This window comes from Shewanella oncorhynchi, assembly GCF_030848765.1.
GTDB classification, from domain to species: Bacteria; Pseudomonadota; Gammaproteobacteria; order Enterobacterales; family Shewanellaceae; genus Shewanella; species Shewanella oncorhynchi.
This window is the reverse complement of the sequence record NZ_CP132914.1, coordinates 2,132,732-2,150,383: the sequence shown is the minus strand read 5'-3', so window position 1 is coordinate 2,150,383 and position 17,652 is coordinate 2,132,732. Positions and strand designations below refer to the sequence as shown.

Sequence of the window (17,652 nt, the reverse complement as noted above, 5' to 3'; positions counted from 1 at the left end):
CATAATTCAGCATTAGTTCTCTAGCGTTTGATAAAACGCCATTAGTGAGATCGCTGTACATTGAGGAGAGTAGGTTATGTACATCAAACAGCGGCACTTAAGCTTTGTGTTATTTGTAGGAATTGCCGTGTTGGGATTGGTAGGTTGTGATTCAGCAGTACAGGATGAAGAGACAACTGCTCCGGTTCAAGTGTCAGTGATGACATTAGAAAATGAAGAACTATTGGTGACTAAAGATCTGCCCGGTCGTGTCGCTGCGGTTCGCAGCGCTGAGATCCGCGCGCAAATTAGCGGCATAGTGCAAGGTCGTCTATTCGAACAGGGCGCCGAGATAACATCTGGCACTGTGCTGTTTCAAATAAATCCAGCGCCATTTAAAGCGGATGTCGATATTGCTGCTGCAGCGTTACAGCGTGCCGAAGCAGTATGGATTCGGGCTCGTCAAGAAGCCGATCGCTTAGCCTCTTTGATACAAACCAAGGCCGTCAGCCAACAAATGCATGACGATGCTATTTCCCTGCGCGATCAGGCTGCCGCAGATATAGCCCAAACCAAAGCTACGCTGGCACGGCGTCAGTTAGATCTACAGTTTGCCAGCGTCGAGGCACCCATCTCCGGACGTATAGATGAAGCATTAGTGAGTGAAGGTGCATTGGTCTCACCCACCGATGCCACACCCATGGCGAGGATCCAACAAATCAACCAAGTGTACGTTGATGTACGTCTTCCAGCATCAATGCTGGAAGCGATGCGTCAGCAGGCCAACTCTGGAGCCCCGGAGTTGGCTGTTGAGATCCTTAGCAGTAGTGGCGAGCCTCTTGGCATGCAAGGGCATATCTTATTTTCAGGTATTCAGGTAGATGCAGGTACTGGTGATGTACTGCTGCGCGTACTGGTAGATAACCCGCAGCATCGTCTGTTACCCGGTCTTTACGTAAAAGCTCGCATTCCACAAACTTACTATCCTACGGCTCTGAACGTGCCTCAGCAGGCTGTGACTCGCAAAGCTGGCCAACCCCAAGTGTGGGTGCTTGATGAGCAGACTAAGGTGCAGCCTGTGGCAATAAAGGTCAATGAATTGGTGGCAGGTCGCTATCACGTAGTATCCGGCCTAAGCGCTGGCCAGCAGATAGTTGTTGAAGGCATCGAACGCCTAAGCCCAACTGCGCAGGTCGTCGCGCGCCCTTGGCAACCTACTATTGCTAATCAGCAACTTAGCGCTGTCGTACGCTAAATTTGGAGAAGTCGCCATGCCGCAGTTTTTCATCAACCGCCCAGTATTTGCTTGGGTGATAGCCTTATTTATCGTACTGATTGGCGTCATCGCCATTCCACAGTTACCCATCTCCCGCTACCCATCAGTGGCACCCGTGTCGGTGAGCATTTATGCCGCTTATCCAGGAGCCACGCCACAGACACTTAATGACTCAGTGGTAAGTCTAGTCGAGCGCGAATTGTCAGGAGTGAAGAACTTACTCTACTTCGAATCATCAGTTGACAGCTCGGGCAGTGCACAGATCACAGCTACCTTTAAACCGGGCACGAATGCTGAAATGGCCCAAGTGGACGTGCAAAACCGCATTAAGGCTGTCGAACCACGCCTACCTCAAGTTGTACGGCAGAGCGGTCTGCAGGTTGAATCGGCCGCTTCAAGCTTTTTGATGATGATTGGTATGACCTCACCTAACGGCCAATTCGACGAAATCGCGCTAAACGACTATTTGGCGCGCAATATTGTCGAGGAGTTGCGCCGAATCGACGGTGTTGGTCGCGTGCAATTATTCGGTGCCGAGCAAGCCATGCGCGTCTGGGTAGACCCAAATAAACTCACCGCCTATGGCCTGACAATGAACGACCTTGCTATCGCTATTGAGCAGCAAAACGCACAAATAGCCCCAGGGCGACTCGGTGATGAACCTGTCTTACAGGGACAACGACTGACGGTCCCCCTAACAGTGCAAGGACAACTCAGCACGCCCGAGGAGTTCGCTGCTATCGTCCTACGTGCAGGTGCCGATGGTGCAAAATTGGTGCTCGCAGATGTTGCTCGGGTCGAGCTTGGCGCTCAGTCCTATGGTTTTTCTAACCGTGAGAATGGTGTGGCGGCGACCAGTGCTGCTATCCAGCTCTCGCCAGGAGCCAACGCTGTACGCACAGCTTCTGCGGTACGTGAACGCCTAGCCGAACTGGCGCCGATGATGCCAGCTGGCATGAACTACTCAGTGCCATTCGATACAGCTCCCTTCGTCAAAGTGTCTATCGAAAAAGTAATCTATACCCTGTTTGAAGCTATGGCGCTGGTATTTATGGTGATGTTCCTGTTCCTGCAGAACCTGCGCTACACACTTATACCAGCTATCGTCGCGCCCATAGCGCTACTCGGTACCTTCGCGGTGATGTTACTGGCAGGCTTCTCAATCAACTCGCTGACCATGTTCGGCATGGTGCTGGCCATTGGCATTATTGTTGACGATGCTATTGTGGTGGTGGAAAACGTTGAGCGACTGATGGCTACCCAAGGACTGTCGCCGCGAGAGGCAACCTCACAGGCGATGAAGGAAATTACCGGCGCGGTGATCGGTATCACGCTAGTGCTGACCGCCGTATTCATCCCCATGGCCTTCGGTAGCGGCTCAGTGGGAGTGATCTATCAACAATTCACTTTGTCGATGGCGGTGTCTATTCTGTTTTCGGCCTTCCTCGCACTGACCCTAACGCCAGCACTATGCGCCACGCTACTGCGCCCAGTTAGTGCTGATCACCATCAAAAAGGCGGTTTCTTCGGCGCCTTCAACCGTGGATTTGAACAACTCACCGCAGGCTACAGTGAACGCGTAGCACGATTGGTTGGACGCAGTGGACGTATGATGGCGGCATTCGCCGTACTCTGCATGGTGCTAGTCATCGCTGCAGGGCAATTGCCGTCATCCTTCCTGCCAGAAGAGGATCAAGGCTATTTCATGACCTCCATCCAATTACCCACAGGCGCTACCAGCGAGCGCACGCTGGATGTGGTCAAAGCCTACGAGGCGCACGTCGCCTCACGCCCTGCGCTGGATGCCAACATGATAGTCCAGGGCTTTAGCTTTGCAGGCTCCGGCCCCAATGCCGCCATGGCTTTCACTATGCTCAAGGACTGGGATCAACGAAATGGCGCCACAGCTGCCGAAGAAGCGGCACTGGCGCAGCAAGCTATGGCTGATAACGTCGAAGGCACAGTGATGACCATGATGCCGCCAGCCATTGACGAGCTGGGCACATCCTCAGGTTTCACTCTGTTCCTGCAGGATAGATCCAATCGGGGCGAGGCTGCATTGATAGCTGCACAGGCACAATTGCTGGCACTGGCTGTGCAGAGCGAGGTGGTCAGCGATGTCTACCCAGATGGCCTGCCGCCCGGTGAGAGCATTAGCCTGAATATCAATCGGTCAAAAGCCGAGGCTATGGGTCTGTCCTTCGCCGCGGTCAGCAGCACACTTTCGGCGGCCATGGGATCACTGTATGTCAATGATTTCCCAAATAATGGACGTATGCAGCAGGTCATACTGCAGGCCGACGCTACGGCACGAATGCAATTGGACGACGTGCTCAGCCTGCGCGTGCGTAATTCAAGTGGTGGCATGGTGCCTCTACGGGAAGTAGTGACGGCTGAATGGAAAGAGTCGCCACAGCAAATGATGCGCTTTCAGGGCTTCCCGGCTATGCGTATTTCCGGGGGCGCGGCAGCAGGCGTTTCCAGCGGCGCAGCGATGACCGAGATGGAACGCTTAGTGGCGCAGTTGCCACAAGGGTTCGCAGTAGCGTGGACGGGGGCATCATTGCAAGAGCGCCAATCGGCGGCGCAGGCACCGTTGCTAATGTTGCTGTCCGCTCTGGTTGTATTTCTGGTACTCGCTGCGTTGTACGAAAGCTGGTCGATCCCACTTTCGGTGATGTTGGTCGTGCCGCTGGGTCTGCTGGGCGCGGTAACGGCAGTAATATTGCGTGATATGCCTAACGATGTGTTCTTCAAGGTGGGAATGATCACCATCATCGGTCTATCGGCAAAAAATGCTATCCTCATCGTCGAGTTCGCCCGCCAATTGCATGCCGAGGGCCATACGCTGATAGATGCTGCAGTGACTGCTGCACGCTTGCGTCTGCGTCCCATTCTGATGACGTCATTGGCATTTACTCTCGGAGTGGTGCCCTTAATGCTTGCGAGCGGTGCCAGCGCCGAAACTCAGCATGCAATCGGTACTGGCGTATTCGGTGGCATGCTCAGTGGCACCTTGCTGGCAATATTCTTCGTACCGGCGTTTTTTGTCTTTGTCATCGGCACACAAGAGCGCTTGAGTGCCTGGCTTACGCGGCATAATACAGCCAAATAGCCTCAGGAAATGAGCTGACGCCTCGCTAATGCTCTGTAGGAGTTTCGTGACACGAGCCAACAGAGCACTAGCGCTAGTCAATATATCTGTCATCATTTAAAAAGCTGGAAATATAGGTTCAGTAATCACAATAGTTTCAGCTTATAAGGCACTTAATCAAGTCTGTGAACACTCCAATCAAATAGTAATGTAATGCCGAACTCGCCCACAGGGAACGATTAGCTTTATGGAAAAGTGAGTACTTTTAACCCATATACCGCGCGATATAAAGAAGATGAAGCCATCGAAAAGTGAGCAAAATCCATCGAATCTAATTCTGCCGACAAATAAAAAAGAGAGGCTACATTAGCCTCTCAAAAAATAGCAGGGGAGTACTTTAACTCAAGCAATAATTTTATTGCTAATATTTACGATGAATAAAACTTGAGATGTTGTGAGAGACAATAACGAGTCTCTCACTGATTTAGCGTTACTTTGTATTTAGAGCATGTTTGGCAGCATTTGTCCCTGCGATTTTACCGAAAATCACAGTATCAGCGACAGCGTTACCACCCAGTCGATTATACCCATGAACACCACCAGTCACCTCTCCCGCCGCAAATAAACCTTTGAGCGGTTGGCTTTGTATATCGAGTACTTCAGCTTTAGTGTCAATGGCAACTCCCCCCATAGTATGATGGATGCCAGGAGCAACTTTTACGGCATAATAAGGAGATTTTTCTATTGATAGTGGCATCTGCTCACGGTTAAATGCCTCATCTTTACCCTGTTTGAAATAATGGTTGTAGTTTGTGATAGTTTTGTCTAAAACACTTGGAGTCATTCCTGTTATTTTTGCAAGCTCTGCAACAGTATTGGCCTTTTCAAGCATTTCTAAATGATCATACCCCTGAACCATTTTAGCTTTTTTATATAATTCATTATCAAATACTAGCCAAGCATATTGTTCAGGTTGTTTTAGAATGGCATCAGAGGCTTTATCTCGAGTCGTTAATTCATTGATAAAGCGATTGCCTTCTTTATTAACCATTATGGCCCCGACACCTCGAACCGTTTCTGAAATTAATATACGGCTATCTTTTCCTACTGTTGGATGTGTCTGGATCCAATCAATATCAGTCATACTTGCACCGACTGCTTTAGCAAGTTCAATACCATCCCCAGTTGAAGTGATATTATTTGAACTTGTCATGCCTTTAAATGTAGGGCGATAAAAAGCAATCATTTCTTTGTTAAACCCATAACCACCTGTGGCTAAAACAACCGACTTAGCTGCAACCATATAGTGACCAGAGTGTTTACCGTGGATGACAACACCCACAATTTTTTGTTCATCATCAAGAACCAGTTTAACTACTTTTGAGTTGAGTCTTGTATCAACCCCTTCTTTATCCGATGCTTTTCTTAGTACATCAATAATATGTGGACCAACACTTAAACCACCAGATGGACGATGTGTTCTATCGACTCTAGCGCCGCCAGAGCGTTTTAAATCATCCATATTGGCGCCCAAAGATTCTAACCATTTAATGCCATCAGCCGATTGCTCAGCTAATATTTGTACCAATTTAGGGTCGTTAGCATATCGACCGCCTTTCATTGTATCTTCGACATACCATTCGATTTTATCATCGACTTTATGATCTTTTTGCTGAACTGTACCCACAGCATTATACCCGCCTGCGGCGAGCATAGAGTTACCACCACTAAATGGTGCTTTATCAAGCAATATAACGTTAGCCCCCGCCTTTTTAGCTGCAATCGCAGCATTAAACCCAGCACTACCGGCTCCAACAACAATCACATCCGTTGTTTCTTTAGGACCTGCAGCTATCGCTTTATTTATTGCTTCATTATCCCAACCTTTGTCCCACGGTTCTTTGGATTTTGCTTTATTAAAAGGCATGTCGAGCCCTTTAAATGAATGACATTCATTACAATATAATTTTGGTTGTTCATGTCCTTTATGACAAGACGTACAATTAATATCACCTAAGTGTGAAGAATGTGGGTCAATTTCTAGTTTGGGATTTGCTAGTTTTCCATAATCACCATGGCAGGATTTACATTGTTTATTTTCAAATGTCTCGCTATCGCTCACTTTATTGGGTGCTGTATGGCAGGTTTTACAACCATTAACATCTTTATGGAATGATGCTAAATCATTTTTATTATCAGCAGCCCATGATGATGCCGTTAAAATCGAACAGACAATAATACTCAAGTATTTTATCTTCATGCAATTCTCCAGTTTTTATTTTGGTAAGATTTGGCGTGATGATAGTTTCTTAATTTTTTTAAATAGTGACATTGAGCAATAAATTGAAATTGTTAAATATAACTTAACACACTTTAAGTTATGCTTAACTTGATGTTTTTGTTGATTAGATGTGATCTAAAGCGGAGATGTGTTTGCTTAAATCTCTAATATGACATTGCTTTTACATTCTAAAAAGGTGATGTCGATGAAAAATGCTAAATATCTTGGTTTTAGTTTTATTTTAATTTGTTCAACTCCAGCTTTATCTGAGCCATTAGATTTTTATGGAAGACTGTGGCTTGGTGTGGCCAACTCAAGTAATGGTCTTTCTGGTAACGAGAAAGTTGATGGATTTTCCCTTGAAAATTATGCATCATATTTAGGCGTTAAAGGTGAGTATAGTGTATATGATAATTTTAGCTTGTTATATAAATTTGAAGCTGGGATAGAAAGCTTTGATAACGATGATTCTAATATTTTCAAACCGAGGAACTCTTACTTAGGTTTTAAAACTAACTATGGTTCAGCTGTTTTCGGAAGAAATGATACCGTTTTTAAAAGTGCTGAAGGTAAAGTGGATTTGTTTAATATTACCTCAAGCGATATGAATATGATCATTGCAGGTAACGATAGATTAGGCGATTCGATAACATTAAATAGCGCTAAGGTCGCTGGTGTTACTATGGGTATCAGTTATGTTTTTGATAAGGATTTTAATCAAAAAAATCCAGAACTTTCTGATAAACAAAACAATTATGCAATTAGTTTTTCCCTAGGCGATGCAGCACTTAAAAATAATAGTCACTATATTTCAATAGCTTATGCTGATGGATTAAACCAGTTAGAGGCAACAAGACTGGTGGGTGGTGTTGCTATTTCATCCGTAAAATTAGGAGCTATGTACCAGCGATCTGAGTCAAGTATTTATGATAATATTAAAGGTAACTCCTATCTGTTAAGTATGGTTGTTCCTATTAATAAATATGATATAAAATTTCAATATTTAAAAGATGATGCTGGGCTGGGTAAAGTGACAAAAAATGCCGGAGCAGATCTAAAAACACTAAAAGAGAGTGATGCAAGTCAATATTCAGTAGGCGTTGATTTTAAGGCTCAAAAGGATTTGACTTTTGGGGTAGGTATTTCCTATTTTGATGGTGACTATACTGACGCCAAAGGACATACTGAGTTTGATGACACTCTCATTTTTGTATCTACAAGATATCTATTTTAACCTCTATAGATAAAGCGGCTAAATAGCCGCTTTATAAAAATCAGATATTTATCATGTTAATTATTTATCGTTTTAAACTATTATACTGCTAGTATAACTGATTTTCCCCTCGCGGAGCATTTGATGCGTATAACATTAAGACAATTGATGATCTTTAAAGCCATACATTCTGAGAGGCAGATCTCAAAAGCGGCAAAAGTACTTCATATGTCAACGCCTGCTGTAAGTATGGCACTTAAAGAATTAGAAAGCTCTTTAGGCTGCAGATTATTTGAGCGAGTGGCGGGAGGTTTGGTTGTAAATGCGCATGGAGAAATAATATTACCTTATGCTAATGAAATGCTATCCAAGGGAAAAGAGTTAGAAAATATATTTTCATTCCCTGAACATGGCATTAAGGGGACGTTAACCATTGGGAGCAGTAAGACTGCTGGTAACTATGTATTATCTAAAAAAATTCCATTATTTAAGAACCAATATCCCGATGTAAAAATAAAACTAGTCATTGATAATAGTTTAGTTATTGAAAAAATGGTTTCAGAAAAAGAACTAGACTTAGGCTTTATTGATGCTAAACCCGCGAGTAAAAATCTCATTTGTGAGCATTGGTTACAAGATAATCTTTGCATTGTGAGTGGCGTAACTCATCCTGCTGCAAATGGTTTAAATACAAAATCTTGGCTTAGTGAACAATTGTGGATATTCGACCATGAATCATCGTTCTCTCGAATTCGTGCAATTCAGTTATTAAAAAGCTTAAATATCCACGTTCGTGATGAAATCTGCATGTCAACCATTGGCTCTATTAAAAGGGCAATTGGAACAGGTATAGGTTTGAGTGTATTACCCCTATTAGCGATTGACGCTGAATTAGCAAGAAAAGACCTTATTTTATTACCTGTGGATGGATGGGATTATAAACGAACTTATTGGTCAATTCAGCGTGAAGGAGAAGAATTATCTGCATTAAGCATGAGTTTCCTAGCCTTTAGTAAGCTACTGTAAAATATAACAATGTATACCAGCTATTCTTACTAGGTGAATTAAATTGATATCATCAGATCTTGGAATAGGATTTTTTTTAGTCTTTTTACTATGTAGTTTATTTTATACACACACATCCTCTATTACACTTTTTAAGCAAATTTATCGTATTTTTCCACTGATGCTAATGTGCTACGCCTTACCTGCCATCTTTAGCTCGCTAAATATTATTGATGCAAGTCATAGTCAACTTAGCGAAATGGCAAAAACACACTTAATGCCCGGTTGTTTATTTTTGCTGATTTTAGGTACCGATTTCTTTGCTCTCAGTTTAGTGGGAAAAAAACTTCTCGGTATGTACGTGCTAGGTGCTGTTAGCATCTGTATTGGCGGTCCATTAAGCCTATGGTTAGGCTCTATATTTTTTCCGAACGAACTCGTCTGGCAGGGAGATAATGCTGCTTGGAAAGGCATGTCAACACTGATGGCAAACTGGCTTGGCGGAACCGCCAATCAATTGGCTGTAAAAGAAATCCACAGTGTCGGTGATGCCGTATTTGCGGTAATGATGGCTATTAATATTCTTTTTTCCGGTATATGGATGGTTATATTACTTTTCATTGCAGAACGCCAAGATAAAATCGATGATTTCCTGAAAGCTGATAAAAGCTATAGACCGATATTTTGCACTGACATCAAACGTAAAGTGATAGGAAAACAAACAAGCTATTATTGGATTCTGATATTGAGCTTGACTTTTTTCATTGTAATTCTCTTTAGTGAAAAATTATCATCCTTCCTTGCAACAAGAATCGCTAATAGTTTCCCACACTTATTTAAATACAATCTTACTTCTGAATTTTTTTGGTCAGTATTAATTGCAACTTTTTTAGGATTATTATTTTCTTTAACAAATGCAAGACATGTGTTAGTCAAGGAAACTCAGCAAATAGCTCTTTTTTTAATCTATATCATGATAATGTTGATGGGGTTGAACTTTGATATTAGCGCATTGAGCGCCGCACCCTATTACGTTTGTATCGCTCTTATTTGGTTCTCTATACACATTATTATCTTATTTATTTTTACTGTATTTTTTCGATTATCTATCATGTACTTCGCGATCGCGAGTCAGTGTAATATTGGTGGTGCGGCTTCTGCACCAGTTATCGCCAGCGCTTTTCACCCAAGGCTGGCTTCCGCTGCTTTATTGATGGCAGTTTGGGGTTATACTTGGGCGTCTTTGTTGGCATGGTATTTTGGTTTTTTAATGCAGTTTATTCAACCATAAGATGGGAACAAAAAGTGTGTCCAACTAATTTTTTTGCTCCCAATAAATGCCACTTCTGAATCTTCAAAGCATTACCCAAAGCTTTCAGAAAATTTCTATTTAACAATACAACTTATACATTCCCCCCTATCAATCAAACCTCGGGGTGATTCAACACTGTGATAAAGTCGCAGCTACGCGCAGCCTGCCCATATTTGTTATGTTTTTTTCATGATTCAAACTGGGACACTTTACCATGCATATACCTCAGTCTTTTGGCATGCTTAAAAAGAACTTTAAAATCGCATAAAAATAGAAAAGCCTGCAAACGATTAAGTTTGCAGGCTTTTTAACTCTTATAAAAAGAGGAATTTGGTCGGTATGAGAGGATTCGAACCTCCGACCCCTGACACCCCATGACAGTGAATCGCCAAATCATAACCAACTGAATTTAAAAATAAATTCTGTGATTTTTCACGTTTTAATTACCCTAATAATTTATGTGCATTTACATGCAAATGCGAAATGTGCAGCCTGTGTATTCAATAGCTTACACTGTATTTGACCGTATAATTTGCACTATTTTTAGCACTAGTAAATCTAATCTGTTTTTTAAATGAATATTTCATGCTGGAAATATGAACAGCGAACGAATTATTTGCAAGCATACCTAGTCTGATGACTTTATTCAGGCCAACCTCTCACCAACTTTATCTAAGAACATAATAAAGTTTGATCAAAAATTAGATTGCTATGAAGAGCCGCAACACACTAGTTTGATAAATTATCCGTAAAAGAAACCATTCTTCTGAGTTGAATTTGGGCACAAGTATAAAACCTACTGAAACAGAGCTTTGTTGATTTCAATCACCGTTACCCCCAACACCATTTGTACAAGACAGCGCACTACATGCAGCGCAACTCATATGATCACGATAATGTTGGTCGAAGAACTTAATCGTTCTGGCCTCTAAAGAATCATATAATTCTGGGGTTAAGGGCATTTTCCACTTATATTGCCCCATCAATTTAGCCAAATGTCGGTAACAGGTTTCGCGACGATTAGAAAGGTATTCTGGCGCGATAAGCTGGCTCTCAAATTGAGTTAACGCCCCGGTTAAATAAAAGGTGATGCCCTGTACTAACTCCTTTACCTGTAATGGTGTCGCCTCTAATTCCCCTTTTTCTACTGCTAGATTGAGCGAGTCAGTAAACCAGCCCCAGAACGCATTAATGCGCTTTTTAAAGCGTTCGACTTTTTCATCACTAGCAAGTTGCCATACCATGGTATTAACAGAAACAGAACGTAACGTTGCAAAGCTTTTGCTGCGTTTTATCGTTTCAAAGGTAAATAGAATTGGCAACAATACTCGTTCTTTAGCCGTTAATTCAGGATTTTTATTAATAAAAATTGGCAAGTGATTAGAGGTTGCACTTCTTAGGAACAGACAAACTAAAACGTCTTCTTTACGTTCAAAAAATTTGTACAAGGTGCCAGTAGAACAACCGACTTCTTTGGCCAGTTGAGAAAACTTAAAAGAGACGATGCCTTGCGACTCAATCAACAGCTCAGCTGCATCCAGTATTTGATTGCACCTTAAAATAGATAGTGTGTCAGAAGGACATTTCATGCACTAAACCCAAATAAAACGCTAAGTAAGCGTGAATTATGCGTTGTTAACTTATGCCTGTTATAGGGTAAGGATGACTAATCGGGATAAAGCTCACGCAAGTGAGCATTTTATTTATGTTCTTTGTGAGTTACCTCAAGCATACATTGCAACAACAAGTTTTTTTCATAGATTAAAATCCCTTCACTTACATTTTTGTTGCAAAAAACTTTCATTTTCAAAAAAGATTATTCTAGACATAACTCACGAATAAGTTTGCCACTCCAAAAAAGCCGTGACTTAGTTCACCTTTAGCCTGCCCCATAGCCTCTATCTTGCTTGCATACTGAAGTAGAGGGTGAACAACATGCATAATAGAAGAAACTTTTTAAAACTGGGGGCAGGTGCAGCTATTGGCGGTATTGCAGCCGCACTGCCAAGTGCAGCATCAGCTAACGAGTGCGCATCAAACATAAAATGGGATGAAACACGCGATGTTATCGTCGTGGGTTCAGGTTTCGCGGGTTTATCTGCTTCACTCAATTCTAAACGCCAAGGTCTTGGTTCCGTACTTGTATTGGAAAAAATGCAAGTCATTGGCGGTAACTCTGCGATTAATGGCGGTTGGCTAGCCATTCCCAAAAATCCAATCCAATTAGCCCAAGGCATTCAAGATGATTCGCCAGAGGAACTGGTTAAAGATCAGATCATTTCTGGCCGCGGTATGCAAAATACTGACATGTTGCGCCAAATGGCTAATCGCGCACTGGATGCCTATGACCTGTGTATTAATGCAGGGGTAAAGTTTCGCGAAGGATTTAACCAGCAAGTGGGTGGACATAATAAAGCACGAGCGATTCGTACCCAACACGGTGTGGGCGGCGATATCACCACTAAACTTTATGAAGTGGGTAAAAAAGAAGGAGTTGAATATCGTCTTCAACACTATGTTGAAGATTTCATAATGGATGGTCAGGAAATTATCGGCCTCAAAGTTCGCCAAAATTATCGTTTCCCCGATCTCAAAACTGGCAAAACAATCTATATCAAAGCTAACAAGGCCGTTATCCTTGCCCACGGTGGTTTTTCTCGAAATTTAAAACTGCGTGAGCTGGTTGATCCATCGCTTGATAAGACACTTGATTGCACCAATGCGCTAGGAGCGACTGGAGAAGTCACCCTTACAGCCATGGCACACGGTGCACTGCCTATACATATGAGCTTTATTCAAACTGGCCACTGGGGTTCGCCTGATGAAGGCGGCTTCGGTTGGTCAAATGCGTTACTGTCGATTGGTTTCCATAAGGGCATTTCCGTCAATGTTCTTGATGGTAAACGGTTTATGAATGAACGTGCCGACAGAAAAACCTGCTCTGACGCCATAATGAAAAACCGTAATGCAGATGGTTCCCCCGCTTATCCTGTCGTGTTTTTTAATCATGATGACCATGTTGGCGATGAACGCGTCACCCGTGCCGTGCGTGACCAAATTGCCTGGAAAGTCGATAGCCTAGAGCAATTAGCTAAGCAGTTTAATATCCCACTAAATGAGTTAAAACAAACCGTTACTGAGTACAACCAACAAGTACCTAAAGGTGTTGATCCACTCTTTGGCCGCATGATGGATACGGCTGTACAGCTAAAACCTCCCTTTATTGTCTCGCGGATCTGGCCAAAAGTGCATTACTGCATGGGAGGATTAAAAACCGATTTAGGTGCCCGTGTTATGCACAGCCAATCGTTAACGACAATTAAGAAACTGTATGCAGTTGGCGAAGCGACCGGTGGTACACATGGTGGAACACGTTTAAGTTCAACGGCATGCCTAGAGTGCTTGACGATGGGAATTATCGTATCTGAAACCATCAAATCTGACATGCAGGCTTAAATATTATGAATAAATTACTACTCACACTCCTTATTGGATTCGTATTTGCTGGCAATGTAAACGCCGGAGAGCTGGTAAAAATGAAAGGCAGTACTCAAGGCCGAGTAAATCATGAGTCTCTCTATCAAGAAGGCTGTAAAAGCTGTCACCAAGGTTCAGGTAAGCAAAATGCTACCGACGCAGCGTGCGTTGAATGTCACGGTGACATAACCAGTATCCCCGTTGACGAGAAAAAGCTACCGATCCCAGAGGCTCATCCGCACAAATCGTTGCACTACAACGAAGGTGCAAGCTGCTTAGCCTGCCACGCTGAACACGAAAAAAAGGCCCCAGTTTGTGCTGAATGCCACCGTACTTGGTTCAAAGAAATGTAAATTAATTATTAAAATTCAAATACTAAAATAAAAGGTAACGATGATGAAACAATCCACTCGGTTTATGCTGTCCATGGTTGCAACTGCAATGGCCATGTCGAGTTCAGCCGCTTTTGCTGCAGAACAACAAGAAGATGGTATTAACGTTGGCGGTGCAGTGCGTGTTAACTATGGTTATAAAGATTATGACAAAGCCTCAAAAGACAAAGGCGGCGATTTTAATTTTGATATGGCCGCAATTAAATTTGATGGTAAAAAAGGCGACTTCGGTTTAGCCGCAGAATACCGTTTTACTTCAGGCACTAACTATATCAAGTACGGTTATGGTTACTACAACATTGACCCAGACTGGCAACTGCAATTTGGTATCAACAAGGTACCCTTTGGTAATCGCGAGTTTATTTCTAACAGTTGGTGGTTTGGTCTACCTTACTACTTAGGTTTTGAGGATGATCATGATATCGGTCTTAAAGCCACCTACGAAAAAAATGGCTGGCATATTGATTTAGCCTTTTACAAAAATGCTGAATATGGTGCGACCGAGAATAAGCGTTATTCGACCGATTTGTATACCGGTACCATCAATGGCACTGAGTATCACAATGAAGAAACTAACCAGTTAAACGTGCGCCAAACTTATACAACAGAATACGAAGGCGGCTCGACTACCTTTGGTGGCTCTGTGCAGTATGGCCAAATCTACAACAGCGAGACGGGCAACAATGGCGATCGCTATGCCGTAGCATTGCATCTAGACAGCAGCTACAAAGGCTGGAATTTACAAATGCAAGCCATGCAATATGAATACGATGCTGCAGATGCTATCGACTCCAATAAAATTGGCGTGTCAGTAGTGAGCTGGCAGTATGAAATTGCTTCTAAGGGCCAAGCCTATAACATCAACATTGCCAAAACCGTGAACACAGATTGGGGTAGCATTAAGTTCTACAACGACTTTGGTTTAATGACGCCAGATGTTGATGATGATAGCTACGATAACAGTATGCAAAACGTCACTGGTATGGCGATTTCTGCAGGTCCTACCTACACAATGATCGACTTTGTTATGGGTAAAAATATGACCTTCTCTACTGCCAATAACGACCATGTTGGATTACCGGAAGTCGGTAATGATTGGGATAAACGCATTAACATCAACTTTGGCTATTATTTCTAACTCTCCATTCTAACTTTTGTTTGTAATAATCAAGTCGATCGGGACGTTCCTGCGGTTTTGATCGACCCTTCTTTTTATGCCCTATTCATTAGGGCATTTTTTATTTTTCAATGTGATTTAGCCAACCATGAAGCAACACACTTTACTCGCCTTATCCCTATTTTTTATTCCGTTTTCACCACTCTATGGAACAGAGTTACAAATGGGGGGATTTATTAAGGCAAACGCACGTTATGTTGAAGGTAATCTGAAGTTTCAAGACAGTTGGACAGGTGGAGGTTCTTTCGCGGATAACACTAAACGTACTCAATTCAGTGCGCAAGAAAGTCGCGTAAATATGACCATCACCTCAAATGAAGTTCAAGCCTTTGCTGAAATTGACTTTGTTGGCTCGGCGCAGGGGAATCCGATCATTTCCAATTCCTACAGCCCCCGCCTAAGGCACGCATTTATATCCTACCAAGGCGTAACGGCTGGGCAAACTTGGTCCACCTTAGTCAATACCAGCACCTTTGCTGAAACGGCCGATTTAGGCGGGCCATTAGTTGGTCAAGCCATGATAAGGCAAGCGCTGGTACGTTATGACACAACCCATTGGCAGTTTGCCCTAGAAAACCCCTACACCTACGGAACTCAAGCACCAGAACAAGCAAGTGCACAAACTAAATTCGCCACAGCACTCACGTCAACAGAACCGCTATGGATTGATACCAACCATGATTATCTGCCAGACATGATCGTTCGTTACAACCAATCGGGTGACTGGGGTAATGTGTCGATATCAGGTTTACTAAGATATTTAGACTCCGCAGATACAGCCCAATGGGGTGGTGGTACATCAATAGCAGCAAAAATACATTCCATAGGGAAAGATGATCTTCGTATCCAATTGCACTATGGTCATTTAGGGCGCTATGTAGGAACCGATGCAGCTAGAGATATCACAGATGGGCAATTAGAAAATTCTTTATCCGTCATGTTCGCCTATAGGCACTTTTGGACCCAACACACACGTTCAAGTATCTTTTATGGGCACACATCCACAAAAGTAGAACAAACAGATCGCAGTCATTTTGGGGTTAACTTATTCACCAATTTAACCCAATCACTCAATTTAGGCGCTGAAATAGGTCGTTATCAAATGCAAGACAATATCACTTATCTTGTGCCCACAGTATCCCAGCCCAGAGCAACTCAGGGAGCCTCCAACTATGTACAAGTCAGTCTGCAATTCCATTTCTAATGCTAGGGTCGCAGATAAGATTATTCGCGAGCAGAGTCACGAATAAGTTTGCCACTGAAAACATGACGTGATCCATTTCACCTTTGCGGTAGACCAATCTCTTTATTGTTAGTGACAGAACAATAATACCAACACAATACCGCCATTTTAAAAATTAAGACAATAGGATAGATAATGATGAAATTAAAAATGCTTTTTGGAATCGCCGCATTGGCATCAACGGCAGCTATGGCGCAAGGCCCACAATGTAACCATGCACAACTTCCATACCAACAAATGACACCGGTGCCAGCAGACAGTACTCCTTATGTCCCACAAGATACTATGCCTGAGCAATGTCGTAACCCAGAAATTGAAGCTTATATTACTGATTGGGAAGCAGGCAAAATCGATTTTAATACCATTAAACCCAACGACAGCATCGCCGCGGATCAACGTTTCTGTAAAACCTTGGATGATAATGGCAATGTCCTAGAGGCAAAAAACTGCGACCCTAAAAACTCTCCCGTTGGCTATATTTGGAAAGAATTGTCTGACAGCCCAGTTGTTATCGGTATTACTAATGGTGGCAAGTCAGATCATGAGCCGCACTTTCATGGCCAACCTGAGTGTTATTACGTCGTAAATGGCACAAGTAAAACATTAGCAAACAATAAATTTGAAACCCTAGCTAAAGGTCAATACTTCTACATACCTGGGGCTCATATCCACAACACGCCAATTTTAAACAAAGAGGGTTTAGGCGTGTTCTATTGGTATCCGAATAATGCTCATTTTGATGGTTTTAAATACTATTGGCGCAAAGATGTGAAAAACTTGAGAGTGGCTGAAGAAGCCTTTGATCGTGTTGATGCCATTCGTAAACGTGATCTTAACCTAGGCCCATACGGTACAAACGAAGCATTCTTTAAAAAATAAGCCAAATTGAAATAAACCACCTTCCGAAGAAGGTGGTTTAGCCCTCTTTGCTCCGCTTATATCGCCACTACCTCATCCTGCGAAGTAAAAAATGGAGATATAACATTGGCGCATAAAGCAAAGATCAAAGGATCACAAAATCGATCTGTCGAAGTTGGTATATCCGAGCACACCTATTTTTTGAGCTTCGGAGAAAGTAAGGAGAATAATTATTTATAATCAACACCATATATAGCGTTCAATATTATGAACGCCCCCTAAAAGCCCGCTAATAAAACAACAACCAAGCCCTCTAAAATCCTCATATGTAGTGAAGCACTGCGC

Annotated in this window: 12 protein-coding genes; 10 read left to right on the top strand and 2 right to left on the bottom strand. The window is 42.9% G+C overall.

Annotated features, from left to right (window positions below):
• Positions 1 to 76 precede the first annotated feature (76 nt).
• Entirely contained in the window at positions 77 to 1,234 is a 1,158-nt protein-coding gene (locus RA178_RS09820) for an efflux RND transporter periplasmic adaptor subunit (RefSeq protein WP_306685264.1), read from the top strand.
• 16 nt (positions 1,235 to 1,250) lie between these two features.
• The gene (locus tag RA178_RS09815) at positions 1,251 to 4,370 is read left to right on the top strand and encodes a multidrug efflux RND transporter permease subunit (RefSeq protein WP_306685263.1); all 3,120 of its coding nucleotides are present in this window, start codon (positions 1,251 to 1,253) and stop codon (positions 4,368 to 4,370) included.
• 469 nt (positions 4,371 to 4,839) lie between these two features.
• Here the strand turns inward: RA178_RS09815 and RA178_RS09810 are convergent, their stop codons facing one another.
• Complete coding sequence (locus RA178_RS09810) at positions 4,840 to 6,609, bottom strand: flavocytochrome c (RefSeq protein WP_306685262.1); 1,770 nt, start codon at positions 6,607 to 6,609, stop codon at positions 4,840 to 4,842.
• A 226-nt stretch (positions 6,610 to 6,835) separates the two neighbouring features.
• Between RA178_RS09810 and RA178_RS09805 the strand changes: the two genes are divergently transcribed.
• The 3 genes from RA178_RS09805 to RA178_RS09795 all read left to right on the top strand — a co-directional run bounded on the left by RA178_RS09805 (position 6,836) and on the right by RA178_RS09795 (position 10,139).
• Positions 6,836 to 7,864, top strand: coding sequence for a porin (locus RA178_RS09805; protein ID WP_306685261.1), 1,029 nt, complete (start codon positions 6,836 to 6,838; stop codon positions 7,862 to 7,864).
• 123 nt (positions 7,865 to 7,987) lie between these two features.
• Complete coding sequence (locus RA178_RS09800) at positions 7,988 to 8,869, top strand: LysR family transcriptional regulator (RefSeq protein WP_028759678.1); 882 nt, start codon at positions 7,988 to 7,990, stop codon at positions 8,867 to 8,869.
• Positions 8,870 to 8,912: 43 nt separating this feature from the next.
• A complete protein-coding gene (locus RA178_RS09795; protein ID WP_306685260.1) occupies positions 8,913 to 10,139 on the top strand; it encodes a DUF819 family protein in 1,227 nt (408 codons plus the stop codon).
• Positions 10,140 to 10,981: 842 nt separating this feature from the next.
• On the opposite strand, the gene RA178_RS09790 is transcribed toward RA178_RS09795, so the two are convergent.
• Entirely contained in the window at positions 10,982 to 11,749 is a 768-nt protein-coding gene (locus RA178_RS09790; RefSeq protein ID WP_105252712.1) for a TetR/AcrR family transcriptional regulator, read from the bottom strand.
• Between the two features lie 346 nt (positions 11,750 to 12,095).
• Between RA178_RS09790 and RA178_RS09785 the strand changes: the two genes are divergently transcribed.
• The 5 genes from RA178_RS09785 (at position 12,096) to RA178_RS09765 (ending at position 17,328) form a co-directional block, all read left to right on the top strand.
• A complete protein-coding gene (locus tag RA178_RS09785; RefSeq protein ID WP_219251615.1) occupies positions 12,096 to 13,616 on the top strand; it encodes a flavocytochrome c in 1,521 nt (506 codons plus the stop codon).
• Positions 13,617 to 13,621: 5 nt separating this feature from the next.
• Positions 13,622 to 13,990, top strand: coding sequence for a cytochrome c3 family protein (locus RA178_RS09780; protein WP_012089430.1), 369 nt, complete (start codon positions 13,622 to 13,624; stop codon positions 13,988 to 13,990).
• 40 nt (positions 13,991 to 14,030) lie between these two features.
• Entirely contained in the window at positions 14,031 to 15,167 is a 1,137-nt protein-coding gene (locus tag RA178_RS09775) for a porin family protein (protein ID WP_306685259.1), read from the top strand.
• 127 nt (positions 15,168 to 15,294) lie between these two features.
• Entirely contained in the window at positions 15,295 to 16,410 is a 1,116-nt protein-coding gene (locus tag RA178_RS09770) for a DcaP family trimeric outer membrane transporter (RefSeq protein WP_306685258.1), read from the top strand.
• Positions 16,411 to 16,584: 174 nt separating this feature from the next.
• Positions 16,585 to 17,328 (top strand): cupin domain-containing protein, encoded by a 744-nt coding sequence (locus RA178_RS09765; protein WP_028759672.1) that lies wholly within the window; start codon positions 16,585 to 16,587, stop codon positions 17,326 to 17,328.
• Positions 17,329 to 17,652 lie beyond the last annotated feature (324 nt).